This window comes from Lysinibacillus alkalisoli (assembly GCF_014643595.1).
Lineage (GTDB): Bacteria > Bacillota > Bacilli > Bacillales_A > Planococcaceae > Metalysinibacillus > Metalysinibacillus alkalisoli.
The window spans coordinates 37,199-62,827 of record NZ_BMJT01000009.1 but is presented as its reverse complement, the minus strand read 5'-3'; the positions used below and the strand labels follow the sequence as shown (position 1 = coordinate 62,827).

General features: G+C 36.8%; 20 protein-coding genes and 1 other annotated feature. Of the genes, 14 read left to right on the top strand and 6 right to left on the bottom strand.

The window, feature by feature from the left end; all coding sequences use genetic code 11:
- Positions 1-34: 34 nt before the first annotated feature.
- The 4 genes from argC (at position 35) to argD (ending at position 4,232) form a co-directional block, all read left to right on the top strand.
- Complete coding sequence (gene argC, locus IEW44_RS12960) at positions 35-1,069, top strand: N-acetyl-gamma-glutamyl-phosphate reductase (protein ID WP_188615481.1); 1,035 nt, start codon at positions 35-37, stop codon at positions 1,067-1,069.
- Positions 1,070-1,136: 67 nt separating this feature from the next.
- Positions 1,137-2,369, top strand: a complete 1,233-nt coding sequence (gene argJ / locus IEW44_RS12955; RefSeq protein ID WP_188615480.1) for a bifunctional glutamate N-acetyltransferase/amino-acid acetyltransferase ArgJ — start codon at positions 1,137-1,139, stop codon at positions 2,367-2,369.
- A complete protein-coding gene (gene argB, locus IEW44_RS12950) occupies positions 2,332-3,093 on the top strand; it encodes an acetylglutamate kinase (RefSeq protein WP_188615479.1) in 762 nt (253 codons plus the stop codon). The genes argJ and argB overlap by 38 nt, the downstream gene beginning before the upstream one ends.
- 8 nt (positions 3,094-3,101) lie before the next feature.
- Positions 3,102-4,232 (top strand): acetylornithine transaminase, encoded by a 1,131-nt coding sequence (gene argD, locus IEW44_RS12945; protein ID WP_188615478.1) that lies wholly within the window; start codon positions 3,102-3,104, stop codon positions 4,230-4,232.
- Positions 4,233-4,340: 108 nt separating this feature from the next.
- Here the strand turns inward: argD and IEW44_RS12940 are convergent, their stop codons facing one another.
- Entirely contained in the window at positions 4,341-7,226 is a 2,886-nt protein-coding gene (locus tag IEW44_RS12940) for a transglycosylase domain-containing protein (protein WP_188615477.1), read from the bottom strand.
- Between the two features lie 112 nt (positions 7,227-7,338).
- Positions 7,339-7,539: a binding site (T-box leader), on the top strand.
- Positions 7,540-7,600: 61 nt separating this feature from the next.
- Here IEW44_RS12940 and tyrS point away from each other — a divergent pair.
- Entirely contained in the window at positions 7,601-8,872 is a 1,272-nt protein-coding gene (tyrS, locus tag IEW44_RS12935) for a tyrosine--tRNA ligase (RefSeq protein ID WP_188615476.1), read from the top strand.
- A 189-nt stretch (positions 8,873-9,061) separates the two neighbouring features.
- Here tyrS and rpsD read toward each other — a convergent pair whose 3' ends face one another.
- Positions 9,062-9,664 carry a 30S ribosomal protein S4 gene (gene rpsD, locus IEW44_RS12930; protein ID WP_188615475.1) on the bottom strand — a complete coding sequence of 201 codons (603 nt, stop codon included), beginning with the start codon at positions 9,662-9,664 and terminating at the stop codon, positions 9,062-9,064.
- 446 nt (positions 9,665-10,110) lie between these two features.
- Here rpsD and IEW44_RS12925 point away from each other — a divergent pair, with 446 nt between their 5' ends.
- Positions 10,111-11,991, top strand: coding sequence for a sensor domain-containing diguanylate cyclase (locus tag IEW44_RS12925; RefSeq protein WP_188615474.1), 1,881 nt, complete (start codon positions 10,111-10,113; stop codon positions 11,989-11,991).
- Positions 11,992-12,048: 57 nt separating this feature from the next.
- On the opposite strand, the gene msrC is transcribed toward IEW44_RS12925, so the two are convergent.
- Together msrC and hisJ are read right to left on the bottom strand one after the other, a co-directional pair.
- Positions 12,049-12,528 (bottom strand): free L-methionine (R)-S-oxide reductase MsrC, encoded by a 480-nt coding sequence (gene msrC, locus IEW44_RS12920; RefSeq protein ID WP_188615473.1) that lies wholly within the window; start codon positions 12,526-12,528, stop codon positions 12,049-12,051.
- Positions 12,521-13,330 carry a histidinol-phosphatase HisJ gene (gene hisJ / locus IEW44_RS12915; protein ID WP_188615472.1) on the bottom strand — a complete coding sequence of 270 codons (810 nt, stop codon included), beginning with the start codon at positions 13,328-13,330 and terminating at the stop codon, positions 12,521-12,523. Before hisJ ends, msrC begins: the two co-directional genes overlap by 8 nt.
- A gap of 141 nt (positions 13,331-13,471) precedes the next feature.
- Between hisJ and IEW44_RS12910 the strand changes: the two genes are divergently transcribed.
- The 7 genes from IEW44_RS12910 (at position 13,472) to IEW44_RS12880 (ending at position 20,795) form a co-directional block, all read left to right on the top strand.
- A complete protein-coding gene (locus IEW44_RS12910) occupies positions 13,472-15,181 on the top strand; it encodes a septation ring formation regulator EzrA (RefSeq protein WP_188615471.1) in 1,710 nt (569 codons plus the stop codon).
- Positions 15,182-15,324: 143 nt separating this feature from the next.
- Positions 15,325-16,455, top strand: a complete 1,131-nt coding sequence (locus tag IEW44_RS12905; RefSeq protein WP_229704244.1) for a cysteine desulfurase family protein — start codon at positions 15,325-15,327, stop codon at positions 16,453-16,455.
- A gap of 3 nt (positions 16,456-16,458) precedes the next feature.
- A complete protein-coding gene (thiI, locus tag IEW44_RS12900; RefSeq protein WP_188615469.1) occupies positions 16,459-17,664 on the top strand; it encodes a tRNA uracil 4-sulfurtransferase ThiI in 1,206 nt (401 codons plus the stop codon).
- A 12-nt stretch (positions 17,665-17,676) separates the two neighbouring features.
- On the top strand, positions 17,677-18,684 hold the full coding sequence (sppA, locus tag IEW44_RS12895) for a signal peptide peptidase SppA (protein ID WP_188615468.1): 1,008 nt from the start codon (positions 17,677-17,679) through the stop codon (positions 18,682-18,684).
- A gap of 12 nt (positions 18,685-18,696) precedes the next feature.
- Positions 18,697-19,200, top strand: coding sequence for an RDD family protein (locus tag IEW44_RS12890; protein WP_188615467.1), 504 nt, complete (start codon positions 18,697-18,699; stop codon positions 19,198-19,200).
- 80 nt (positions 19,201-19,280) lie between these two features.
- Positions 19,281-19,784 carry a thiol peroxidase gene (gene tpx, locus IEW44_RS12885; RefSeq protein WP_188615466.1) on the top strand — a complete coding sequence of 168 codons (504 nt, stop codon included), beginning with the start codon at positions 19,281-19,283 and terminating at the stop codon, positions 19,782-19,784.
- Between the two features lie 93 nt (positions 19,785-19,877).
- A complete protein-coding gene (locus IEW44_RS12880) occupies positions 19,878-20,795 on the top strand; it encodes a class I SAM-dependent methyltransferase (RefSeq protein WP_188615465.1) in 918 nt (305 codons plus the stop codon).
- A gap of 59 nt (positions 20,796-20,854) precedes the next feature.
- Here the strand turns inward: IEW44_RS12880 and IEW44_RS12875 are convergent, their stop codons facing one another.
- The gene (locus IEW44_RS12875; protein WP_188615464.1) at positions 20,855-21,304 is read right to left on the bottom strand and encodes a universal stress protein; all 450 of its coding nucleotides are present in this window, start codon (positions 21,302-21,304) and stop codon (positions 20,855-20,857) included.
- A 304-nt stretch (positions 21,305-21,608) separates the two neighbouring features.
- On the opposite strand from IEW44_RS12875, the gene ald reads away from it, so the two are divergent.
- Positions 21,609-22,724, top strand: a complete 1,116-nt coding sequence (ald, locus tag IEW44_RS12870) for an alanine dehydrogenase (protein ID WP_188615463.1) — start codon at positions 21,609-21,611, stop codon at positions 22,722-22,724.
- A gap of 52 nt (positions 22,725-22,776) precedes the next feature.
- On the opposite strand, the gene IEW44_RS12865 is transcribed toward ald, so the two are convergent.
- Positions 22,777-25,584: an S-layer homology domain-containing protein gene (locus IEW44_RS12865; protein WP_188615462.1), complete on the bottom strand. Its 2,808-nt coding sequence runs from the start codon at positions 25,582-25,584 to the stop codon at positions 22,777-22,779.
- Between the last annotated feature and the right edge of the window lie 45 nt (positions 25,585-25,629).

Below are 25,629 nucleotides of genomic sequence, written 5' to 3'. Positions count from 1 at the left end.
ATACTGAATATATTAAATTTTAGAGGTGAAAGAAATGAAAATCGGTATTATAGGTGCCACAGGTTATGGCGGATTAGAGTTAATTCGATTTTTGCATAATCATAAAGAAATGTCAGAACTACATTTATTTACATCATCTGAAGAAGGTGTTTCGTTTTCACATAAATTTGGTCATTTAACGCATATTGTTGATCATACGCTACAAAAAATCGATGATGAACAACTAGCGAAGTTAGATGTCGTTTTTACAAGTACACCTGCTGGAGTGGCAAGTAAAATTATGCCAACACTTTTACACACGGGTCCAAAGCTTATTGATTTATCAGGTGATTTTCGTTTAAAAGACCGTCAACTGTATACACAATGGTATAAAAAAGAAGCTGCTGATGAAAAAGCATTAGCACAAAGTGTATACGGTTTATCGGAGTGGAATGCCAACAAGATTAAAGTAGCCCCCTTAATTGCTAATCCAGGCTGCTATCCAACAGCAACGTTATTATCTGTTTTGCCATTAATTAAAGAGGGACTGATTGATGCTACGCAGCTAATTATAGATGCTAAAAGTGGTTATTCAGGAGCAGGCAATAAACCTTCACAAACAACACATTTTAGTGAAGCTAATGAAGGTTTCTCCATTTACAAGGTCAATGAGCATCAACATATTCCAGAAATCGAACAATCAATTGCTCAATTCACAGATGTGACAACTACCATTACATTTAATACACATTTAGTACCCATGACAAGAGGGATATTAACTACTGCATACGCTCCGTTAGTAGGGAGTGCAACAGAACAATCGTTAGTACATTGTTTACAACAAGTTTATGCAAATCATCCTTTTGTACGTGTTATAACAGATGCTACAACAGTAAATACAGCGCGTGTAAAAGGTTCAAACTATTGTGATATTTTAGTGCGTGTGGATCAACGGACGAACAGAGCAACGATCATTTGTGCCATTGATAATTTAGTGAAGGGTGCTGCAGGGCAAGCTATCCAAAATATGAATATTCAATTTGGTTTGCCAGAGACAACAGGTTTAGACGTGGTACCATTGTTTATTTAAATGTTAGACAAATCCACAGCGCAGTGAGTTTGTCTGCTTTATTTCATTATTTATTTTATTTGGAGGAATGACTATGGGGTCTTCAACGGCAATTATGACAAAATTATCAAGCAAAAATATTGTATCACCAAAAGGATTTAAGGCAGCAGGAATGCATTGTGGTCTTAAACATAAAAAGAAAGATTTAGCTTTATTAGTGAGTGATGTGCCAGCGAGTGTTGCAGGTGTGTTTACGACAAATGCCATTCAAGCAGCACCGCTAAGTGTGACTAAAAAGGTAGTGTATGAAACAAAGAAAATGCAAGCGATGATTGTTAATTCAGGTAATGCTAATGCTTGCACAGGGAAGCAAGGCTTAGTAGACGCACTTGAAATGCAAACACTGACTGCTCAAAAATTAAATATTGCAGAAAATTTAGTAGGTGTTTGTTCGACAGGTGTTATTGGAGAGACGATGAAGATGAAGCCTATACAACAAGGAGTAGCGGCATTAGTTGTAGATGATTGTTTAGAAAATGCCATCGATTTTGCACAAGCCATTTTAACAACAGACACAGTGATGAAAAATACATCTTATACAACCATTATTGATGGTAAAGAAGTGATTATTGCAGGGGTGGCAAAAGGCTCAGGGATGATTGAACCTAATATGGCAACGATGCTTGGTTTTATTACAACGGATGCCAATATCGACTCCCCAATGTTACAGATGGCATTATCTCAAATTACGGATTGTACATTTAATGCTATTACAGTTGATGGTGATACATCAACCAATGACACCGTCATTATTATGGCCAATGGTTTAGCACAAAATAAACCTTTAACACCTGAACATCCAGAGTGGCATAAATTTTATACAACATTACAAATGGTGGCAGAAGACTTAGCTAAAATGATTGCTAAGGATGGGGAGGGGGCTACAAAATTAATTGAAGTTAATGTGACAGGTGCTAAGACAGATGAAGAAGCGCGCAAAATTGCGAAAACAGTTGTAGGCTCGCCTCTTGTTAAAACGGCTGTTTTTGGTGCAGATGCTAATTGGGGGCGTGTCATTGCAGCTGTTGGATATAGTGGTGCTGTTGTAGACCCTGAAAAGATTGGGATTAAAATTGGCGATAAGATGCTTGTTGAATCTGGTGAGCCTGTACATTTTTCAGAAGAAGAATTAATGCAGATTTTAAAGCAACAAGAAGTGAAAATTGATGTGGCTTTACATATTGGTGATGGTAAAGGTACAGCCTGGGGGTGTGATTTAACCTATGACTATGTCCAAATTAACGCCTCCTACCGTTCGTAAAACAATCGTAATTAAATTAGGCGGCAGTACATTAAGTCACTTAACGGACGAATTTTTTTTAAACTTTAAGGCGATGCAAAATCAATATAACATTATTATTACGCATGGTGGTGGCCCAGCTATTAACGAAGCATTAGCGAATCAACGCGTGCATTCCCATACAATAGACGGTGTTAGAGTCACGAGTAAGCAAGCTATCAATGTGATACAAAATACACTAATTGGTCAAGTGAATCCTTCTCTCGTACATGCGCTAACAAAAGCAGGGATTGCAGCAGTAGGTTTAAATGGTTTTGATAACCAACTTGTGAATGCTAACTTTTTGGATGAGGAATTATACGGATTTGTAGGCGAAGTTACGCAAGTCAATACAGCTTTCCTAAACCAATTATTAGCAGTTGATTTTGTTCCAGTGATTGCCTGTATAGGAGCCTATGAAGGACAGGCGATGAATATTAATGGCGATACAATGGCTAGTGAAATTGCGCTTGCTATAGGTGCTGAGAGTTTATTGCTCGTTACAGATGTTGATGGGATACGCATTAATAAGGTGTATCAACAAGAGGCAACAGAGAAGAAAATCAACGAATGGATAGCAACAGGTGATATTTACGGTGGCATGATACCTAAAGTGCAAGGGGCTTTACAATGTTTACAAGCAGGTATTCCTTCTGTACACATTGTAGGGGCTAACTTAACAGGTACAAAAATAAAAGGTGAGTGATGATAGGTATGACGGTATTATTCAATAATTATGGTCGACGTCCTGTACAGCTTGTGAAAGGAAAAGGCACGGAAGTATGGGATCAACATAATAAACGCTATTTAGATTTTACAAGTGGTATCGCAGTGCTTAGTTTGGGGCATTGCCATCCTATGCTCATAGAAGCATTACAAAAGCAGAGTGAACAGTTATGGCATGTGTCTAATTTATTTGAAAGTGCTGAACAAGAAGCATTAGCAAAAAAATTAGTAGCTAATACACATTTATCGCACGCATTATTTTGCAATAGTGGAGCAGAGGCAAATGAGGCTGCCATTAAATTAGCACGCAAACACTCTGGTCGACACCATGTAATCACATTTGAAAAATCTTTTCATGGTCGCACATATGCTACCATGGCAGCAACTGGTCAAGATAAAGTAAAAGAAGGGTTTGGCCCATTACTAGGAAAGTTTACTACCATCCCTTTCAATGATTGCGAAGCTCTAAAAGCAGTAGCTGATGAGAGCATTGGAGCTATTATGTTAGAGGTGATTCAAGGAGAAGGTGGTGTAAATGCTGTAACACCTGAATTTGCCAATACGATACAAGAAGTATGTGATGAATATCAAATTTTATTAATTATTGATGAAGTACAAACAGGTATTGTCAGAACAGGAACACCGTATGCTTTCCAACAGACGACATTAAAGCCAGATATCATTTCACTAGCTAAAGGTTTAGGGGGTGGTTTTCCAATAGGTGCTGTTTTAGCGACAGCAGCGTTTTATGACACGTTTGGTCCTGGCTCACACGGGACAACATTCGGTGGTAACCCATTAGCTATTGCAGTGGCGACAGCAGTCATAGATCATGTATTTAAGCCAGCGTTTATGGCACAGGTTCAACAACAATCTACCTATTTTAAACAAGCTTTGCAACAACAATTACCAGAGAGATATCAAGTCGTAGGGCAAGGGTTATTATTAGGTATTGATTGTGGCGAGCCGATTGCTGCAAGTTATGTAAAAAAGGCAGAAGAAAATGGTCTATTACTTGTTCAAGCTGGCCCTAATGTGATTCGTTTATTACCACCTTTGACAGTTAGTCAATCTGAGATTAATGAAGCTGTGACAATTTTAAAAGGCATTTTGACATAAAACAATAATAAAGTTAGCTATAGAGCTACTATAACAGCAAAAAATGTTAGACCGGAATTTTCGGTCTAACATTTTTCTTTGTATCTCAGTTATTTTGTATATGTTCTTTTATGCAGCGGGTTCTTGAGGTTCTTCCTCAGGCGGAGTAGATGGCTCTGGCTCTTGCGGTTTTTCCTCAGGTGTTGTAGGTTCTTGTGGTTTTTCTTCAGGTGTTGTTTCTGTTGTAGGTGGTGGTGTTGTAGTATTGTTGTTATTTGTGTTTGGTTGTTCTCTTGGTCGCTCTACTGGTTTAGAGTAGGCCGCATTAGAAGCGCCAGAAGATTTACCTTCAATATCAACAGCTACAACCACATAACTAGCTCCTGGATTCACAGTAATGCTATAAGGTCCAGATTCGGGGATGGAAGCAATTAATGCATTGCCCGAGTAAACGCGATAACCTACCACATCAGCAGAAGCAGAGCGTGACCAACTTAAAACATTCCCATTCATAGAGACACCTGGTGCAGCCGGTGCTGCGCCATCTACAGGGAAGTTGCCAGCTGCAATTCCTGTAGTTAAAGATGAACCTTTAGGAATTAATTTTGCAGGATTACCACCTAAAGGTGATAACATACGCTTTACAAAATTAGGGTTTAAGCCACCACCTGAACGACGAACAAATTCAGCAGGAGTGCTTGCTAGTGCATTGTAATATCGTCCACCAATCATAACAACAGCAGCGCTAGACATACTATCATCTGCTTTAGATGGCACAAATACTTTAGCATTAAATAAATCGCTGCGCACTAAGCCAGCATTGGAACAAGCAGCAGAAGGTGCCATACCTGACATGCCACAAAACGAAGCGTATACTACATTATCAGGGCGTTTAATCCCTTCTTTTGGCGCAGCTAAGTTAGGATTAATATCATAAATTCCGTTCATTAGTTGTGCCCATAATACATTAACACGTTTACTAGGTTCCATATAGGCATTATTAAAAGCGTACAAAGTACGAGGTTGGTCATAACCAATCCATGTACCAAGTGTGACTTGTGAATTATAGCCAACAAACCACACATCTTTATATTCCTCAGTGGTACCTGTTTTTCCTGAAAACTCGTAACCAAACTTTAAGTTTTTACGAGCAGCTTCACCTGTACCTTTTCGCAAAACATCTTTTAACATATCCGAAACAATATAAGCTGTCTCAGGGCTATAAACATCTACAGCTTCTGATTTATGCTGATAAACTACATTGCCTGAAGGGTCTTCAATTTTTTCAATCATGTAAGATTCAACGTATTGCCCATTATTGGCTAATGTAGCATAAGCGTTAGTATTCTCTTGAATAGTTGTATCAACTGTACCTAAAGCAGAGCTTGGATTAGATTTTGTTTCTTTTGTTAATCTTGAAAACTGCATTTTCTCTAAAAATGAAGTAGGGTTTTGGTCTAAAATGCTATGATAAAGTCTTGACGTTGCAATATTTAAGGACAGTGCCAAAGCTTCTCTGGCAGGTATTAAACCAGCTTCGTATTCAGCGTAGTAGTTGCTAGGGCCACCAGGATATTTTACGTCAACAACAGGGCTACCAGCACCAATCTTCCCGTATTCAACAGCAGGTGCATAAACAAGTAAAGGTTTCATCGTTGACCCGTTTTGTCTAGGCGCTTGCGTGGCATGGTTTAATTCTTCAATTTCAAAGTCACGACCACCAACAAAGCTTAAGACGCGACCGGATTTGTTTTCAATTAACACACTACCTGTTTGAGCAGGTTGTTGCACTTCGATTTCTTTACCAGCTTGTTCATCATAAATCATTTCGGTATAAGTTTGTCCATAATAAGGATAGTCTTTAGAAATTTGCTGCATAGTATCATAAATATCTTTTTTTATTGTAGAGTGTATGCGATAACCTTTAGAACGGATTTCACGGTCCGCTAAAACTAAATATTTTTGTCGTAAATTTTCTTCTTCTTTTAAACGTTTTGGATCAATTTGATCTTTTTCTGCAAGTAATCTTGCCACAACATCTTTAGCTTGACGCTCAATTTCGTATGTTAACCATGGGTAGGTATCTTCAGGACGAGCTTGTGGTGTTGTAAAATCTTTTGTAATATCGTAAGCCACAGCTTGATCATGCTCAGCTTTTGTAATATAGCCTGTTTCTAACATACGATCTAATACTGTTTTCATACGTAATAACCCAGCTTTTAAAAATTCATCACTTTTAACAGTAGCTGAATTAGTAAATGGTGTGTAGGTAAATGGATTTTGTGGAATACCTGATAAAAACGCTGCTTGCTCTAAAGTTAAATCTTTAGCATGCACACCAAAAACGCCTTGAGCAGCTGTCTCAATACCTGCGATATTACGCCCAGAGGCATTACGTCCATAGGGAATTACATTCAAATAAGCTTCTAAAATCTCATCTTTTGACATAAAATGTTCAAGGCGCATAGCGAGTAAAATTTCTTTTGCTTTACGCTCATAAGATACTTCATTCGTTAAGATTTGGTTTTTAACAAGTTGTTGTGTTAATGTAGAGCCGCCAGTTTGACTAGAGGAGTTAGTAACATCTTGTAGTACACCACGAATTAATGCTTTTGGCACAATTCCTTTATGATCTCTAAAGTACTCATCCTCAGTAGCAAGTACAGCATCAATCACATAAGGTGATATTTGATCTAATGCAATTTCGCGACGATCTAAGTCTGTACGAACATTCCCGATGTAAATATTATCGGCAAAATACATTTCACTCGTTTCCTCATAATTGAAAACGAGGTCACGCATCTCTTTTTCCGTGCGTAAAGGTTCTTTGCTAACAAGCGATGCAAAATAGCCAGCGCCTACTGATACAGCAAAAACGCCACCTAAAATAAGCATTACAATAAATATTAAGCTAAGATTCCAAGCGATGCCACTTGAAATACGAACTTTAGACATCCACGGTTTTTCAAAAAAATGTTCGATGCGTTGGTTGATTTTAGCAATCCAATCTTTCACTTCATCGACCTCCTATAAATCTTGTTTATTATAGCATAATTCATACCTATGAAAATATATTTATTGACAATGAACTAAAAAGCTGTAGAATAGCTACTATAAGTTTTATACTTCTTTTGTGTTGAACGAATTTGAGTAGTTTTTACATTCCCTGTGAAGAAAGCTAACGGTTGCTGCAAGTTAGCCATAGTGTGAAAATGAATTACGTTTCGGGAGCAAAACGTGCCACGCCGCGTTATGGTGAAAAGAGTGGAAGAACATTAAATTCTTCAAGCTGGGTGGTACCGCGTTTATCCACATAAACGTCCCTGCATGCAAACAAATTGCGTGTAGGGCTTTTTTTGTCCTCACGCATCTATTGGGAGGAAAACATAATGACAAACGAATTAATTCAAGACTTAGAATGGCGTGGCTTGCTATATCAACAAACAGATGCAGAAGGTATGGCATCCCTATTGAATGAAGAGAAAATTGCATTGTATTGTGGTGTGGACCCAACAGCAGATTCTATGCATATTGGTCACATTGTGCCTTTATTAACATTGCGTCGCTTCCAAATGCATGGTCATAGCCCTGTATTATTAGTTGGTGGAGCTACGGGGATGATTGGTGACCCATCTGGTCGTTCTGAAGAGCGTCAATTACAAACACCTGAGCAAGTTGAACAAAATGTGCAAGGAATAAAAAAACAATTAGAAATGATTTTTGATTTCGATGCAGCAAGTCATAACGCTGCGAAATTAGTAAACAATAATGACTGGATTGGTCAATTGTCATTAATCGACTTCTTACGTGATTATGGCAAATTATTAAGTGTGAATTATATGTTAGCTAAAGACAATGTAGCTTCTCGCTTAGACCAAGGGATTTCATATACAGAGTTTTCATATATGTTAATGCAAGCAGCAGACTTTGTGCATTTATATGATAATCATAAAGTACGTATGCAAATTGGTGGCTCTGACCAGTGGGGTAACATAACAACAGGTCTTGAAGTATTGCGTCGTACACATGATGAAGCGGCTAAAGCTTATGGTTTTACAATTCCATTAGTAACAAAAGCAGATGGTACAAAGTTTGGTAAAACAGCAGGTGGTGCAGTGTGGTTAGATGCTACAAAAACATCACCATATGAGTTTTATCAATTTTGGATTAATGCAGCAGACAATGACGTTGTAAAATATTTGAAAATCTTTACTTTCCTAAGCAAAGAGGAAATTGAAGCATTAGCTGTTGCTGTGGAAGAAGAGCCACATTTACGCAAAGCGCAAAAGGCGCTAGCAGAAGAAATGACAAGACTTATTCATGGTCAAGAAGCATTAGAACAGGCACAACGTATTACACAAGCCTTATTCTCTGGCGATTTAAAAGCATTATCGACAGGTGAGATGCGTGATGCATTTAAAGGTGTGCCAACAGCAGAAATGACTAAAGAAGATAAAAATATTGTGGAATTTATCGTAGAAGCAGGTATTTCACCATCTAAACGACAGGCGCGCGAGGACGTAACAAACGGTGCTATTTCAATGAATGGTGATCGTATACAAGACGTAAACTTTATTGTAAATGAAAGTGTGCGTTTAGATGATGCGTTTATCATTGTTCGACGAGGTAAAAAGAAATATACTATGGTAACTTTTCAATAATAGATGATTAAAACAGGCACTGGCGAATATTAATTCGTTAGTGCCTGTTGTCATATATGGGTTGTCGCAAGTTTGTATTGCCATAGCTTCATTATTCAGAAAAATTTCAGATGTTTTGCGTTATACTAACATAGAAAAAACACCCCACAAAAGTGAGGTGTTGCACATAAAACGATGAAATAACAAAGATTAACGAGAGTAGTACTCAACGATGTAAGCTTCGTTGATTTCAGCAGAAAGCTCAGAGCGTTCTGGCATACGGTTGAAAGTACCTACTTTGTTGTCAGCGTCAAAAGTAACGTAGTCTGGAACAAAGTTATTTACTTCGATAGCTTCTGTTACAGCAGTAAGGTTTTGAGATTTCTCACGTAGAGAAATAGATTGACCTACTTTAACGCTGAATGAAGGGATATCAACACGTTTACCATCTACTAAAATGTGACCGTGGTTAACTAATTGACGAGCACCACGACGTGTACGTGCTAAGCCCATACGGTATACTAGGTTGTCAAGGCGAGTTTCAAGTAGTACCATGAAGTTTTCACCGTGTTTACCTGGCATTTTACCAGCTCTGTTGAATAAAGTGCGGAATTGACGCTCATTTACACCATACATATGACGTAATTTTTGCTTTTCTTGTAATTGTAAAGCATACTCAGAAAGTTTTTTACGTTGAGTTGGGCCGTGTTGACCTGGTGCGTAGTTACGTTTTTCGATTTCTTTACCTGTGCCGCTTAGAGAGATACCAAGACGACGAGATAATTTCCAAGATGGACCTGTATAACGAGACATAATTGTGTCTCCTCCTTTAAATGTTGGTTTTTGTTGTAAAACAAACCAGTTATATCTAACGAGTACTACAATTTTATTTTCATGTACCTTCACCCATGCAGCCGACTATAAAGGTTACAAGATACACCTTCTACTTTGACAAAATAGAGGAATAAAATTAATATTATCGCATATAACTGCTGCATTATTTTACACAAATTTCAGTATAGCTTTTTCAAGAAACGAAGTCAATTCGTTTATAGGGCTAATTTTAATAAAAAAATTCATAAATCTTTCTTGTGTTAGGTCTATTTACTACCAATAATGCAAAAATAGATATAAAATTGAAGTTGTATGCGACTTGTATGTGTATAAAGTTATAATTAATAATAGTCAAAATGTCATGGTTGGTGTATACTAATCTTTAAATATGTGAAAAATAAAGGAATGAAAATAAGGGTGAGATGATGACAGGACATGAACAAACCTTAAAAAATATTAAGTCAGATGTGTTGAGTTTGCTTATGGACAATGAGTTGGGATTCAGTGATTTTTATCAATATGTAAAAATACTCGATTCGTGCTTGGAAAAATATTTTGATATTACTAATAGCACCTTTTTAAAATTTGAATCAGAATTATTGTTGCCAATTCGAAAAAATGTTCAAGATCATATTATTCAAGATGCCATTTCATGGGTAATGATTGAACCTTACTTTTTCCAAAGCGCCATCGTACCGAAACCTGTCTTGTTAAAAAATTATCAACATTATGATGCAATTACACATGCGATTGCTTTAAAAAAAGAGGCTAAAAAACCTAATGGTGTCTTATTAATACAGTCCACATCTAAATGGGAAGCGTTTGCATCATCACAATATCTTCAAGAGTTTTTACTATTGATTACGAATTTAATGTATAAAATAGATCAATTATCAAATGAAAAAACAAATGAACAGCAATATCGTAAGTTGTTTCAAATTACAGATTTATTCCACTCTACAATGGATGTGGATGTCATATTAGAGAATATGTTAATGGCTTTACAACAACATATTCCACATTTGCAAATCGAATTAATTTTGTCTAATGACCAAGATCGTGAGCTGACATTAAACATTAAATTATTTGATTATGCTTCCGAGCGTCCAGCTACAATTGAGGCTTTTGTGTCTGGAGAGCTAACATTTGAACATGCAACGGATTTAAAGCGTCGCATCTTAAATGCACCCATTAAGGGGAGACAAGCTATTTATGGCATATTACAAATCTCAGGCCCAGAAGGTTACGTGTTTTCAGGGAGAGAAAAAGAATATATTCGCATGCTAGCAGATGCCTCAGGTAATGCGTTAGAAAATGCTAAGTTATATCGACAGTCGCATCGATTAATTAGCGACTTGCAATTGATTAATGAAACATCACACCGTCTTAACTTGAAGATGGACTTAAACGAAATGTTTGTTTTCTTAAAAGATCAATTAAAAAAATCATTTCAGCCTGATCAAATTTGTTTCATGTTTAAAGACGGCAATAATTTTAGTGTGAAAGAAAGCACAGAACTTTTTCACACAAGTGATGCAGATCCGTATATTAACTATATCAATCAGCAATTTAGTTTTAGCAAAGACCCTATTTTTATAGCAGATTTTAATAGACAAATGAATGAGCCTGTAACCTATAACTCGATTATGGCAGCCCCTATCTTAATAGAAGAAAAAATCCAAGGGTACTGTATGGTCTTGCATAAAGACCCTTATTATTTCCCTTTTGATAGTTTTAAGTTAATGCAGTCATTGATACACCATTCTTCTTTAGCGATGGCTAATACGATGTTACAAAATAAATTGCAAGAAATGGTAGATCGTGATCATTTAACAAAATTATATGCGCGTAGTTATTTAGATAAATATGTTGAACAAGTATTAACAGATACACCAACAGGCATGTTTTTGTTAATTGATATTGATAACTTTAAACGTGTGAATGACACGTATGGCCATCAAATTGGGGATGAGGTATTAATCCAAATTGCCAATAAATTAAAAGAAATGGTAGCAGACCGAGGCATATGTGCGCGGTGGGGTGGTGAGGAATTGGCTGTTTGCATGGCGAATATTGATGCGAAGAAAGCACGTAAAATCGCACAACAGTTTGTAGAGACTATGCCTGTCATTACCAATCCTCAAGTTACAATATCAGTAGGTTTAATTACGTGGGATGTTAATGAACAACAGATTTTTAAATCCATCTTTTCACAAGCAGACGATGCATTATATGTAGCTAAAAATAGCGGGAAAAATCGTTTTGTTGTGTATGGCGAACATGAAAATATTGCGGTTAGTCATTGATAAATTTAAAAAATGTTAGGCCGATGTATTTCGGTCTAACATTTTTTGTATCATTTTTTATAGATGCTGTTCTAATACTTTAACCAATTGCTCTAATCTAGCTTGATCTTCTTCTGTAAATCGATTGGCAATGGGGCTATCAATATCTAAAACACCAATGACTACATTATTTTTGCGAAGAGGGATAACGACTTCAGAGCGTGATGCCGCATCGCAGGCAATATGACCAGGGAATTGATGGACATCCGCAATACGCAATGTTTTATCCTCTGCTGCACTTGTACCACAAACCCCACGCCCTAAAGGTATGCGCACACATGCTGGCAACCCTTGAAATGGCCCTAATATGAGTTGGTCATCCTCACGTAAATAAAAGCCCACCCAATTAATATCTGTAAGAAATTGATTGAGCAATGCACTTGTATTACTAAGATTAGCAATATGATTACTTTCACCTGCTAATAAAGCTTGTAATTGTGCGGTCACTTGATCGTATTGTTTTGCTAAAGTACCGTTGTAATTTGTTGTCTCAAACATGATAATGCAACCCTTTCTGAATCGCTTCATAATATTGATGTAAACCCTTCACCGTATGCGCGTCAGAGCCAAATACATAGGGTAGCTCAATTTCCTGGATAAAAGAAAAGTAAGCATATGGTGGATAGGGTTCTAAACACTGGGGTTTTTGCAATCCAGCACTATTAAGATCTAATTCCAACCCATGCTGTTTCATCGCTAATAGTATATCTTTCACCATAGCTTCGTCATCTACATGGTACGGATGTGCATGTTGGAATTTGTGAATCAAAGTAGGATGCCCTATGCGTTTAGGTTTGAATGGCCCTAAATCCGTTGTGATGGATTTTTTCACAGTGCGGTAATAATGTGCATAGGCGTTAGGGATTGAGCCTACTCTATGAGCGAATGCCTCAAATACTTCAGGTGAAAAATCAATACAATAATAGTCTGTAGCGATTTGTAAAAAGTGTACAGACAAAATAGCATCATCTAATTCTTTGCCATAGGTATTTAAAAATGTTGTGGTTTCTTCTTCGTAGCCTTCAATAAAATCGACTTCTAAACCACAATTAATTTTAATGGTATTCGCATATTTTTGTTTAACATGAGCGATTTCGGTGAAATATGTTTCTAAAGAAGCAAAACTCATTCCACTATCTTGATCAGGCGTAGGATCAACAAAAGAAGGTGGTAACGGTGCATGTTCAGTGAATGAAATTTCAGTAAAACCATTCGCAATAGCTTTTTCTACATAAGCGTCCAATACATCTGCAGAACCATGTGGACAAAATGGTGTATGGATATGTCCGTCTCTTTTCAAATTTAACACAACCTTTTTTTATGATGTAAATGATAAAAGCACTAAAAATCCCTACAAAATACGCACGTATAGTATATAATGGATAGTAAACTACTATTGTATAGAAATCGACCGATATGGATTTGGAACAGGAGGCTTACGATGGAGTATATCATCATTCCGATTGTCATACTACTTGTTATCATACTCGTTATTATGCAACAGCAAAAAAAACATAAAACGATACTTGTTAAATTAGAGGAAGAAAAATCGTTAATGCAAAATAAGCCGATTAACGAGGAGCTAACTAAAGTTAAAACGTTGAACATGAATGGGCAAACAGAAGAAATGTTTGAGCGTTGGCGCAAAATGAATGATGAAATCAAAGTAACGTTTGTGAAAAAAATTGATGATTTATTATTCGATGTAGAAGATAGCATACGTGCGCTAAAGTTTAAACGTGCCACTGCCTATGAAGAGGAAATTAGAGAATATTTAAAGCGAGCTGCACAAGACCAGCAAAAAATCCTGGACGAACTTAATGAATTAATGGGTAGCGAAGAGAAAAATCGAGTTGAGATGGAAGAATTACGAGAAACATACCGCACCGCGAGAAAAACATTACTAGCCCATCAGCACGCATTCGGTGCAGCATTACCAGCTTTAGAAGAGCGTCTAGAAGCGTTTGAACCAGCAAGTGAGCTCTTTGAAAGATTAACCGAACAAGGCAATTATTTAGAAGCAAGAGAGCTCGTTTTATCTTTGCAAACAGAAGCACAGTTATTCTTACCATTGATTCAAGATATACCAGGGTTGCTGACAGATATTCAAACTAATATTCCGACTGCACTAGACGAAATTCGTACAGGTTACAAAGAGATGGAAGCGCAAGGTTATTATTTGAGGCATTTAGAGTTGCAAATTGCCTTTACAGCGGTCGATGAGGAATTAGCAGCATTAAAAAAAGATATTGCTAATTTACACTTGGAGACCATTCAGCCTCGTGTGGAACATTTGAATCAAAAGATTGATGGCTTCTATGATGTGTTAGAAAATGAGGTTGTCGCTAAACAATATACAGATCGTCACGGAGACGCATTATTAAATACTATTTTTAAATTGATGCAAAACACAAGAAAAACGTTAACAGAAGCAGAGTATGTGCAAGAGAGTTATCGTTTATCAGCAGAAGACGCTGAGGTGCCAAGAGATAGCTTAAGACATTTGGAAGTGTTACAAAAAAGATACGATATTTTAGCACAACAAATTGCAGAAGAACAATCAGCATACTCTAGCTTGCGTGAAGAATTGCAAGCAATTGAATTAGAAATGGAGAGCATTGCGAAAATACAAGAAAGCTTTGAAAAAAGATTAGCTAATCTACGCGTTCATGAGAATGACGCAAGAGAACGTTTAACGGTTGTCGAACGTCAACTTGTGGATATTGAGCGTAAGTTACAAAAAGCAAATACACCAGGTGTACCGCATAAATTGCAAGCAAAGTTAGATGACGTTGCCGAATTAATTTATGTCGTGAAACAAAATTTACAAGAAGTACCGTTAAACATGGAAGAAGTAAAAAAACATTTAACGGCTGCTGAGACCAATATGTTAGAAGCACACGTAGCGGGTGAAGAAATGATTGAAAAAGTAGTAATGATTGAACGCATTATACAGTATGGGAATCGTTATCGCTCTACAAATGCGATGTTAGACGAACGTTTAACAGAAGCTGAGCAAGCTTTTAACGCTAGGCAATATACGAAAGCATTAGAAGAAGCAGGCAATGCTGTAGAAGCGATTGAACCTGGTGCATTAGCGAGGATTCAACAAGTGGTACAGCAAGACCTTGAAAAAGTCATTATTAAGTAGTGTACGAAGCATTCGATTCACGTTATAATAGTTTGGGCTATCCAATGAGCCAATTGGATAGCCTTTTTGTTAGAGTTGCTCCAAATGTGAGGGAGAACTCTTTTATTTTTATGTGTAAAATCTTAACGAGGGATGATTTTAAAGTGATTTATTTAGACAATAGTGCAACAACACGCCCTTATCAAGACGTGCTAAACGCATTTGTAACCATTAATGAACAATACTATGCGAATCCTGCTTCAATTCATGAAAAGGGTGTAGAAGCCAATCAATTGTTAACACGAGCACGTGAGCAAATTGGTGAAGTGCTACACACAAAGGGTGAGCATATTATATTTACCTCTGGTGGAACAGAGTCAAATAACTTAGCAATATTTGGCTTAACTGAACAACATCAACACATTGGTAAACATATTATTACAACAGCTATTGAGCATCCATCTGTGTTAAATCCGATAGCTAAACTTGCTGAGCAAGGCTATGAAGTTACTTATTTAGCAGTGAACAAAGAAGGTCAAATTTCTTTAAAGGCATTGCAGCAAGCTTTACGCAAAGATACTGTACTTGTTAGCATTATGCATGTGAACAATGAGATGGGAGCGATTCAACCCATACAAGCTATTGCGCGCTTAGTAAAAACACAAAGTCGTGCATTTTTGCATGTGGATGCGATACAAAGTTTTGGTAAATTACCTATTAGTTTTCAAGACGGCATGGACGTGATGACCGTGTCAGGGCATAAAATACATGCTTTAAAGGGCACAGGTATTTTAGCCTTTGCTAACCGGCCACTACTTGTCCCGCAATTATTAGGTGGAGGGCAAGAACATGGTTTACGCAGCGGGACTGTAGCGGTTGCTCAAAATGTTGTCTTAGCCAAGGCAATGCGTATCGCAAAGCGTGAACAAGCTATGAATGAAATGAAGTATCGCAAGTACCAGCACCAACTGATGGAGGTATTAGGTTGTTTTCAAGATGTACAGATGATTTCAACTAAGCAATGTGCACCGCATATTATTACATTTAGCATAAAAGAGTTGCGTGGTGAAATTATTATTAATGCCTTGCAAAAGGAAGGTGTTATTGCATCTACTTCGAGTGCTTGTTCTTCCAAACAACAAACAGAAAGTCATGTGCTTCAAGCATTGAAGGTGGATACAGCTTATCGTAAAGGTGTTGTCCGATTAAGTCTAGGCAGTTTATTAACAGATGAAGAAATACAACAAGCTTGTCATAAGATTAAACAAGTAATTGCGAGTTTAAAAGGAGAGTAAATAATGGTTTGGAAAGAAATTTTAATACGTTATGGTGAGTTATCAACAAAAGGTAAAAATAAAATGGATTTTGTGCGGAGATTGCGTCAAAACATTCGCTATTCTTGCGCAGATTTACCACCATTAACGATTCGCACAGAACATGACCGCATGTTCATTGCTATTGATAGTGAGGAAATGAAAGAAGAACTAGTAAAAAGATTACCTCATGTTTTTGGGATTCAATCCTTTAGTCCTGTAGCTTCTTGTGAAAAAGATATGGAACAAATGAAAATGTTAGCCAAGTACGTGTTAAAACAATACGAAGATACCACTTATACCTTTAAAGTAGAAGTGAAACGTACAGATAAAAAATTTCCTTTACAATCACATGCTATCCAACGTGAAATTGGGGGAACAGTATTAAGTACGTATCAAAATCTGAAAGTGCAAATGCGTAAACCAGCATTGGAGTTACGTATTGAAGTGCGATTAGATGCCGTTTATATGATGGCAGAAGTAATACAAGGGGCAGGGGGTATGCCTATTGGTTCGAATGGACGTTCGTTATTAATGTTATCAGGTGGAATTGACAGTCCTGTGGCAGGATATTTGATGATGAAGCGTGGCGTGCGTATTGATGCCATTCATTTCTTTAGTCCACCGTATACGAGTGAAAATTCATTAGAGAAAGTGCGAGATTTAGCTAAGGAGTTAACGAAGTTTGGTGCGAATGTTCGCCTACACATTATTCCCTTTACGGAAATCCAATTAAAAATCAAAGAAGAAGTACCTGAAAATATTTCAATGACAACAACACGCCGTATGATGATGCGTGTAGCGGATAAAGTACGTGAGGAGATTAGTGCTTTAGCTATTGTAACAGGTGAGAGTTTAGGACAAGTGGCAAGCCAAACATTAGATAGTTTAACAGCCATTAATGCTGTGACAACAACACCTATTTTGCGACCATTAATTTCTTATGATAAACTAGAAATAATTGACATAGCAGAAAGGATAGGGACATATGAAACATCAATCCGCCCATATGAAGATTGTTGTACAATATTTACACCAGCTAATCCTAAAACAAAGCCTAAGCTTGATAAAGTAGAGCATTTTGAAGAGAAAACAGACTATGAAACATTAATCAATCGTGCAGTAACGAATCGTGAAATTCATGTGTACCCAGAAAAACAAAAAGAAGATAAGTTTGCTAGTTTATTATAAGGAGGAAGAATAATGAATCCAAAACGCTGGACAGCTTTAATTATTGCTGTTGTATTATTTATAGGATCTATTGGCATCAATGCCGTATTTAGCTTTTTTAAAACAGATTTCTTTGCTAATATTGAGGATTTTGTTAATGAACAATCAGAGCTTACAAATACCCAAGTGTTAGAACAAGGAAAAACAAATGACAAAATTGCTTATATTAAATTAGATGGTACGATTCAAGATGTTGAAATGAGTGCCTTCTCCACAGGTTATAATCATAAAAATTTCTTGTCTCAATTAAAACAAATCAAAGAAGATGACAGCATTAAAGGTGTGGTCTTTGCTGTTAATACACCAGGTGGTGGTGTGATTGAGTCTGCTGAAATTCGTAAAAAAATTATGGAAATCCAAGCAACACGTGATATCCCTGTTTATGTATCTATGGGCGCAATGGCAGCCTCAGGCGGTTATTATGTCTCAGCACCAGCGGATAAAATCTTTGCTATGCAAGAAACGATTACAGGCTCTATCGGTGTTATTATGCAAACGATCAATTATCAAGAACTAGCAGAAAAATTAGGTGTACGTTATGAAAAATTCCAATCAGGCATTCATAAAGATATGTTAAGTCCAACACGTGAAGTCACAGAGGAAGAACGAAAAATGATGCAAGAGATGATTGATGAATCATATGGTACATTTGTAAATATCATCGCTGAGGGGCGTAATATGTCAGAGGCAGATGTCAAGAAAGTGGCAGATGGGCGTATTATGAGTGGTACACAAGCAATGAAAGCAGGCTTAGTTGATGAAATCGCTGATGAGGAAACGGTTATTCAACAAATGCGAGAAGACTATGATTTAACAGATGCACAGCTTATTACATTTGCAGATCCAACGACAAATTGGCGCACAATACTAGGTGTGAAGGCATCTACGTTATTTGGCCCTTCGTTAGAAGAGCGTTTTGTAGCAGAGATGTTAACAAAATATAATGCACCACAAATGATGTATTTATATGGTGCAAACTAAGGAGGAAATCGCATGACACAGTTTGATATGCCATTAGAAGATACAACGTTGACTAACGCTGTTGACACTAAACAGTATGAACATAAATATGCAGGTTTCTGGATACGCTTTATTGCTTATATTATGGATTCACTAATTGTGACAGCTGTTGTTGGCATCGCGATTAATCCATTTTTCTATCTGTTTGATTTATCGTTTAATAAAGATACAATGTTTGCCCCATTAGCGATTTTAACTGCTATTGTTTATTACGCTTACTTTGTTATCATGACTTGGAAATTTCAACAAACATTAGGCAAAATGATATTTGGTTTAAAAGTAATACGGATTGATGGCACTAAACCTACATTAGTCGATTTATTATTTAGAGAATGGATTGGCCGTTTTATTAGTAATGTGATTCCATTACTCTATGTTTTAATCACCTTTTTACCTAAACATCAAGCATTACATGATTATTTTGCAGATACATGTGTAGTTCATGAAAATGTGTATGTGGATAAAGCTAAGTACTAATAGTTGCTTATGTTTGAATAAGTTTAGTAAGATAAAGAAGAACGTGGCAATGCCACCACAATCCCTTAGGAGGTCATAAAATGGTACAAATTACGTTTAAAAATAATCCTGTAACATTATTAGGTAATGAAGTAAAAGTAGGTGACAAAGCGCCTGAATTTACAGTATTGGCTAATGATTTATCACCAGTAACCTTACAAACAGATGCAGGTAAAGTACGTTTATTCAGCGTTGTTCCATCATTAGATACAGGCGTATGTGATGCACAAACACGTAAATTTAATGAAGCAGCTGCCGAGTTGGGTGACGATGTTGTCATTTATACTGTATCTGTAGACTTACCATTCGCTCAAAAGCGCTGGTGTGGAGATGCGGGTATTGAAGCAGTAAAAACAGTATCTGACCACCGTGACTTGTCATTTGGTCAAGCCTATGGTGTAGCAATCGAGGAACTACGTTTACTAGCACGTGCAGTGTTTGTAGTAGATAAAGACGATAAGGTAACATATGTAGAGTATGTAAGCGAAGCAACAGACCATCCTAATTATGAAGGTGCAATTGATGCGGTTAAAGCATTAAAATAATAGATACAATATTATAAGTACTGAGGGAGCTGTTAAGGGAACTTTTCCAATCAGCTCCTTCTTTATGTGTATACGGAAGAAGGGATTTTTTGCATGGAAAAAATGGAACAATTATTTGGCGCCATTAATACACACGTTGAACAATTAGAAAAAGAACAAGAACTGAGTTATTTAGAGGGTGTCTTACACACATTAGATAGCGCATTAGAGCAACAGGTTACATTGCCTTTAGCAAATGTTGATAAGGAAGATATTCGTAAAGCCATCCAAATTGCCATGTTAAAAGGTATGCGTAAAAGTGCACAACCTAATCATCAAATGACACCAGATACGTTAGGTTTTCTAGTCGGTTATTTTATACAACAATTTTACAAAGACCAAACTATTACAGTGCTAGACCCTGCGGTTGGCACAGGCAATTTGCTCTTTACTGTTATGAATATGCGTGAAGGGATACAAGCTACTGGAGTAGAAGTAGATGAACTATTAATTCAGTTAGCAGCGGTTACAGCAGAATGTTTGGAACACCCTATCCAGCTTTATCGCCAAGACGCACTAGATAAACTATTAATTGATCCAGTGGATGCTATTATATGCGATTTACCAGTAGGTTATTATCCAAATGAAGAAGTAGCTTTAGAGTATGAGTTATGTGCTAGTGAAGGTATGAGTTATGCCCACCATCTCTTCATTGAACGATCTTTACAACATGTGAAAGACGGTGGCTATGTTTTCTTATTAATTCCAGCGACATTATTTGAGTCTGAACAGGCAAAACAGTTGCATAGCTATCTTAAAAAGCATGCTCACATTCAAGCAGTCGTGCAATTGCCTACAAACATGTTTGCTAGTCAAGCACATGAGAAAAGTTTATTAATTTTGCAAAAGCAAGGTGAGGAAACAAAAGCACCAAAGGAAGTATTACTAGCTAAAGTACCAAATTTGCAAAACAAACAGGCATTAACTAAGTTCTTTGCGCAAGTACAACAATGGCAAGATGAACAAAAGTAAAAGCTGAGGCGATATTCGCCTCAGCTTTTCTTGTAAAAAGGGCAAGCCCTTTTTATGTATTACTTTTCTGGTGTACGGATGACAAGTACGTCACATTTCGCAGAACGTACAATTGCTTCTGAAACAGAACCAATTAAGAAACGTTCAACAGCATTTAAGCCTGTTGCACCACAGATGATTAAATCGGCATCTACTAAGTTAGAAAGCTCTTTAGTAATGATGTTCTTTGGAGAACCGTATTCAACGATTAATTTAACGTTGTCAACGCCTTCATTAGCAGCTTCTTCTTTATAGCCTTTAAGTAAGTTATCAGAATGCTCTTTAGCACGCTCAGCAATTGAACGGTCATAAGCTTCTACAGCTGCGAATGAGCGAGTGTCAATTACGTTTACTAAGTGAATAGTTGAGCCTGGGTTACGTTTTGCTACATCGATTGATTTACGGAAAGCATATTCAGCCTCTTTAGAACCATCTACTGCAACAACGATATTTTGATAATGATTAGCCATTTAAATTACCTCCTCTATGTGTATACCTTGATTATACCAAATCCTTACTCAAAGGAAATAGCAACTTAGAAAATATTATGAAATAAATGATGAAAAAGAACATAGAAAAGGGAATAAACAAGCATTTTCCTATTAAAAAGGAAAGAGCGAACTAACTTATTAAGTAATTTTACTTTTTTTAACGCTAAATTATAAAAATATCAACGAAATCGAGAATTTTCAGATAAAATTTGATAAAATGAAGTTTAGTCAAAATCCTCTTGTCTGAATAGGGCAAGTTGCCTAAGAAGGGAGAACAAGAAAGATGAAAATTGGAGTTCCAAAAGAGATCAAAAATAATGAAAATCGAGTAGCAATGACACCAGCTAGTGTGGTGACGTTACTAAGCGCTGGGCATGAAGTAGTAGTTGAAACGAATGCAGGTGCGGGTTCAGGCTTTACAGATGAGGATTATATAGCGGCAGGTGCAACCATTGTTGCGACAGGAAAAGAAGCTTGGGCAAGCGATATGGTGTTAAAAGTAAAAGAGCCAGCAGAAAGTGAATATGACTATTTTTATGAAGGTTTAATTTTATTCACATATTTACATTTAGCAGCAGAGCCAAAGCTAACTGAAAAATTATTAGAGAAAAAAGTAGTGGCTATCGCTTATGAAACGGTACAATTACCAAATCGTACGTTGCCATTATTAACGCCAATGAGTGAGGTAGCAGGTAAAATGGCTACACAAATCGGCGCACAATACTTAGAGAAAAATCATGGTGGACAAGGTATATTACTAGGTGGTGTCTCGGGTGTACAACGTGGTCGTGTAACTGTAATTGGTGGAGGAATCGCAGGAACGAATGCAGCTAAGACAGCGGTAGGACTCGGTGCTGATGTGACCGTCATCGATTTAAGCGCAGACCGTTTGCGTCAATTAGAGGATATTTTTGGTCGTGATGTCCAAACGTTAATGTCTAATCCATATAATATTGCAGAATCTGTAAAACATGCAGATTTAGTGGTGGGAGCAGTATTAATTCCTGGCGCACGTGCACCAAAGTTAGTCAGTGAAGAAATGATTAAGTCTATGAAACCAGGTTCGGTAGTAATTGACATTGCGATTGACCAAGGTGGTATTTTTGCAACTTCTGATCGTGTGACAACTCATGATGACCCAACATATGTCAAACATGGTGTTGTACATTACGCAGTAGCAAATATGCCTGGTGCAGTACCACGTACGTCTACAATTGCTTTGACAAACAATACCGTATTATATGCACTGCAAATCGCTAATAAAGGTTATAAACAAGCGTGTCTAGATAATGCAGCCTTAAAACAAGGGATTAATACATTAGAAGGCAATGTGACATTTAAAGGTGTGGCAGAGGCATTTGATTTACCATACGTTGATATTGACGCTTTACTTCAATAAAAAAAAGTACCATGGCGATGTTTGCCATGGTACTTTTTTATACACTTTAGTATTAATTAAATGAAATAGGTGCACTATAACCAGAGAAAGATAGCGGATTATTCGCTTGATCTTTAATCGTATTAGATTTATCAATATTAGGTTGGATTGATAGTAGATCACCAGCCTTAAAGATTTTACCCTGTGCAAGGGAGATGACTTGTGTCTTAGCATCAGTCGCTTTTGTTGTAATCATGTAGTCTACTTTAGCGTTATTGATGGCGATCTCAAACGGCAAGTTTTCGACAATGATATTTTCTGAAAAGGTAACTTCAAGCGTCGTGCCATCTTTTACTACAATGTTTTGTACAGTAGGTGACACATTTTCTTGTAAACGAATCGTCTTACGTGTTTCTTTCATAGGAACAGTTGAATGCTTAGCATGGACATTTTTAATTGTAATATGGCGGTCTACAGTGTCTGTAATACTATTTTGTTTGAGTGTGAGTTTTACAGTGTTTAGCTTATTATATTCCACAGTTGCCTTTTCAACCGTAACGCCATCAATGGAATAGTTGCTAATATCAGTTGCACTTGCAGCATCTACTTCTTTATCAAAAGTGATTGTAACAATATTATTATCTGTAGGGTCTTGTTGGATGTCTTTAACAATAATGATGTCTTGATTTTTTATGCTATCTTGTGTGCGTACAAAGTTTAAAGTAGTGTAACCAATATAGTCTACACCGTATTCACTTTTTAGTTTTTCTAATTTTAAAGAAAGCTGATAATTAGCCCCTACTACATCTAAAGGTACTTCAGGATTTTTCGCTTGTAATACATCTCGTAATTTAATGTGTAATGTACGACGGTCATCCAATAATGTCATGTTTTTAATAAAATCAGTCTCGACAGGATACTCAACGCCATCTTTGGTATACGTACCTGTAGCACTAGCAACAGCATCGCTAAGAGTCATTGTTTTATTAAAGATTAAGGCAATAATCTGCTCATCATTTTGTGTAATGATACGTTGGTCGATTACAGTTGGTGGCTGTGTATCGTTGTTAAAAGTATATGTTGTAGCAAAGGTTGCTGTTTCACCAGATAAATCTTGAATGACAGCATCTTTAGCTAATGAAATGGTATGACTGCCATCTAAATTAGCTCCTGTCATCGTTACAGACATAATATGAGGTGTATCTTTCGCCATTGTAATATGTTTTACCTCGATGCGTTGATCCCCTTTAACAACAGATAATTCCTCTCGTTTCAAAGGTAAGACAGCTTCACTAAAGTAAATATCAAATGATGTAGGCCCAGTCTGTTTAATTTCACGATAAGCAGGTGGTATACCGTCAGAAGGGCCCTTCATTAGTTCAACAATAGTAGGGTTAGGTGCAATAAAGTTGCCAGCCATATCCCGCACAGAAGCAAAACGTGCTTGTACTTTTGTATTAGGCGCTAAAAATTTGCCGTTAGCTGTTGCTTCAGACAAGTCAATAAGCATCTCTGTGCTATTTTCTTGTAACGTTCCTTTAACATTTTCTAGTGCAGTGCCATTCGCTAACGTAAATGTAACGTCTTTTGCGTTAATAGCCTGCATGGGCTCAGAGAAAATAACATTCGCTAATGAGGCATTTTTTTGTTCTACTTTTACAATAGTAGGGGCGGTTGTATCCGCTTCTAATGTTAAATTAAAGTCATGCGTTAATGTTTCACCAGATGCCGCAGCTAGATTTCTAAGTTCTATATTATATTTACCAGCGAGTGCTGTATCCAATTGTAAAGTGATAGTACGCTGATTATTACTTAACGAAGCAGAAGCAATAATAGGGTTTTTCGCTTGTCCAATACCATTAAATAAAATGACACCATTTTTTAACGTATGATCAGCATTTAACAATTTTGTTGGATCAATGGCTTGGTTAAAATGCAATTGTAATGTTGTGCTGTTAGCATGATTAGTTGTCAATAATTTCAATTCTTTCACATCAAAGCGGACATCAGCTTTGTAGGTCACACCATCAATGACAAAACTAACAGGTGTTGTCATGTTTTCCTCTAGTGGTTTTTCTAATGTCACAGTATGCGTTGAATCATCACTTAATGTTACAGCAAGCGTTGTTGTTGATGTAGCTGTAGCTTCTTTTACAGTTAATGCAGGTACTTCTGGTTCAATAAATGCATCAATATTGGTAATGGTGCTATCTAAAAACTTAGCAAAGTGGGAACGACGCACAGGGTCTTTCGGTTTAAACATCCCTTTTTCAGGTGTTGTGATTTTGGCAAATTCTAAAGCAATGATGGCTTCTTGTTTTTCAAAGTCATCTTTTAACAATGTCAAATCTTTAATTGATGTTTTGAAGTTGTCCTTTTTATATAAATCAATCAAATCAACATCGTATAATTCTTTAATAGCACGTACTAACACAACTGCCATAGCCCCACGTGTCATCGTTTGTTCAGGCGCTAATGATGGGAGTCCTTTATCTTGTTTAATCCCTTTAAAAACATTAGCATCATGCACAAGTGCCGCATATTGTAATAATTCTTGGTCTTTCGCTTGTAAAGAAACATCATTAAAGCGTTGTTTGGCTTTGTAATCTGCAGGGATTTTATAGTCATTATACACAAGCCACTTAGCAAGGAATTTTGTAACGTTACTGCGGGTTACATGATTATAAGGTTTAAATGTTTGGTCTTCATAGCCTTTAATAATCCCTTTGTCTACTAATGAGTAGATGGCTTTTTCTTGTCCGGGATCGATCCCTTTTAAATCTTTGAATGTCAGTTTTTCTGCATGAGCTGTTGGTGCAATAGCACTAACTGCAACAGCGGATATTGCTAAAGTTGCAATGAAATACGTTTTTTTACTCAAATAAAAAACCTCCTTTAATTGATAACTCATATTTTAACATGAAAT

What these genes read in the sequence shown, in the direction of transcription:
- IEW44_RS12890 (WP_188615467.1), top strand. Translation starts at nt 18,697, where the DNA reads ATGACACAGTTTGATATGCCATTAGAAGATACAACGTTGACTAACGCT.
- sppA (WP_188615468.1), top strand. Translation starts at nt 17,677, where the DNA reads ATGAATCCAAAACGCTGGACAGCTTTAATTATTGCTGTTGTATTATTT.
- msrC (WP_188615473.1), bottom strand. Translation starts at nt 12,528, where the DNA reads ATGTTTGAGACAACAAATTACAACGGTACTTTAGCAAAACAATACGAT.
- IEW44_RS12875 (WP_188615464.1), bottom strand. Translation starts at nt 21,304, where the DNA reads ATGGCTAATCATTATCAAAATATCGTTGTTGCAGTAGATGGTTCTAAA.
- argC (WP_188615481.1), top strand. Translation starts at nt 35, where the DNA reads ATGAAAATCGGTATTATAGGTGCCACAGGTTATGGCGGATTAGAGTTA.
- argJ (WP_188615480.1), top strand. Translation starts at nt 1,137, where the DNA reads ATGACTATGGGGTCTTCAACGGCAATTATGACAAAATTATCAAGCAAA.
- IEW44_RS12910 (WP_188615471.1), top strand. Translation starts at nt 13,472, where the DNA reads ATGGAGTATATCATCATTCCGATTGTCATACTACTTGTTATCATACTC.
- IEW44_RS12880 (WP_188615465.1), top strand. Translation starts at nt 19,878, where the DNA reads ATGGAAAAAATGGAACAATTATTTGGCGCCATTAATACACACGTTGAA.
- tyrS (WP_188615476.1), top strand. Translation starts at nt 7,601, where the DNA reads ATGACAAACGAATTAATTCAAGACTTAGAATGGCGTGGCTTGCTATAT.
- thiI (WP_188615469.1), top strand. Translation starts at nt 16,459, where the DNA reads ATGGTTTGGAAAGAAATTTTAATACGTTATGGTGAGTTATCAACAAAA.
- rpsD (WP_188615475.1), bottom strand. Translation starts at nt 9,664, where the DNA reads ATGTCTCGTTATACAGGTCCATCTTGGAAATTATCTCGTCGTCTTGGT.
- IEW44_RS12925 (WP_188615474.1), top strand. Translation starts at nt 10,111, where the DNA reads ATGACAGGACATGAACAAACCTTAAAAAATATTAAGTCAGATGTGTTG.
- tpx (WP_188615466.1), top strand. Translation starts at nt 19,281, where the DNA reads ATGGTACAAATTACGTTTAAAAATAATCCTGTAACATTATTAGGTAAT.
- argD (WP_188615478.1), top strand. Translation starts at nt 3,102, where the DNA reads ATGACGGTATTATTCAATAATTATGGTCGACGTCCTGTACAGCTTGTG.
- ald (WP_188615463.1), top strand. Translation starts at nt 21,609, where the DNA reads ATGAAAATTGGAGTTCCAAAAGAGATCAAAAATAATGAAAATCGAGTA.
- argB (WP_188615479.1), top strand. Translation starts at nt 2,332, where the DNA reads ATGACTATGTCCAAATTAACGCCTCCTACCGTTCGTAAAACAATCGTA.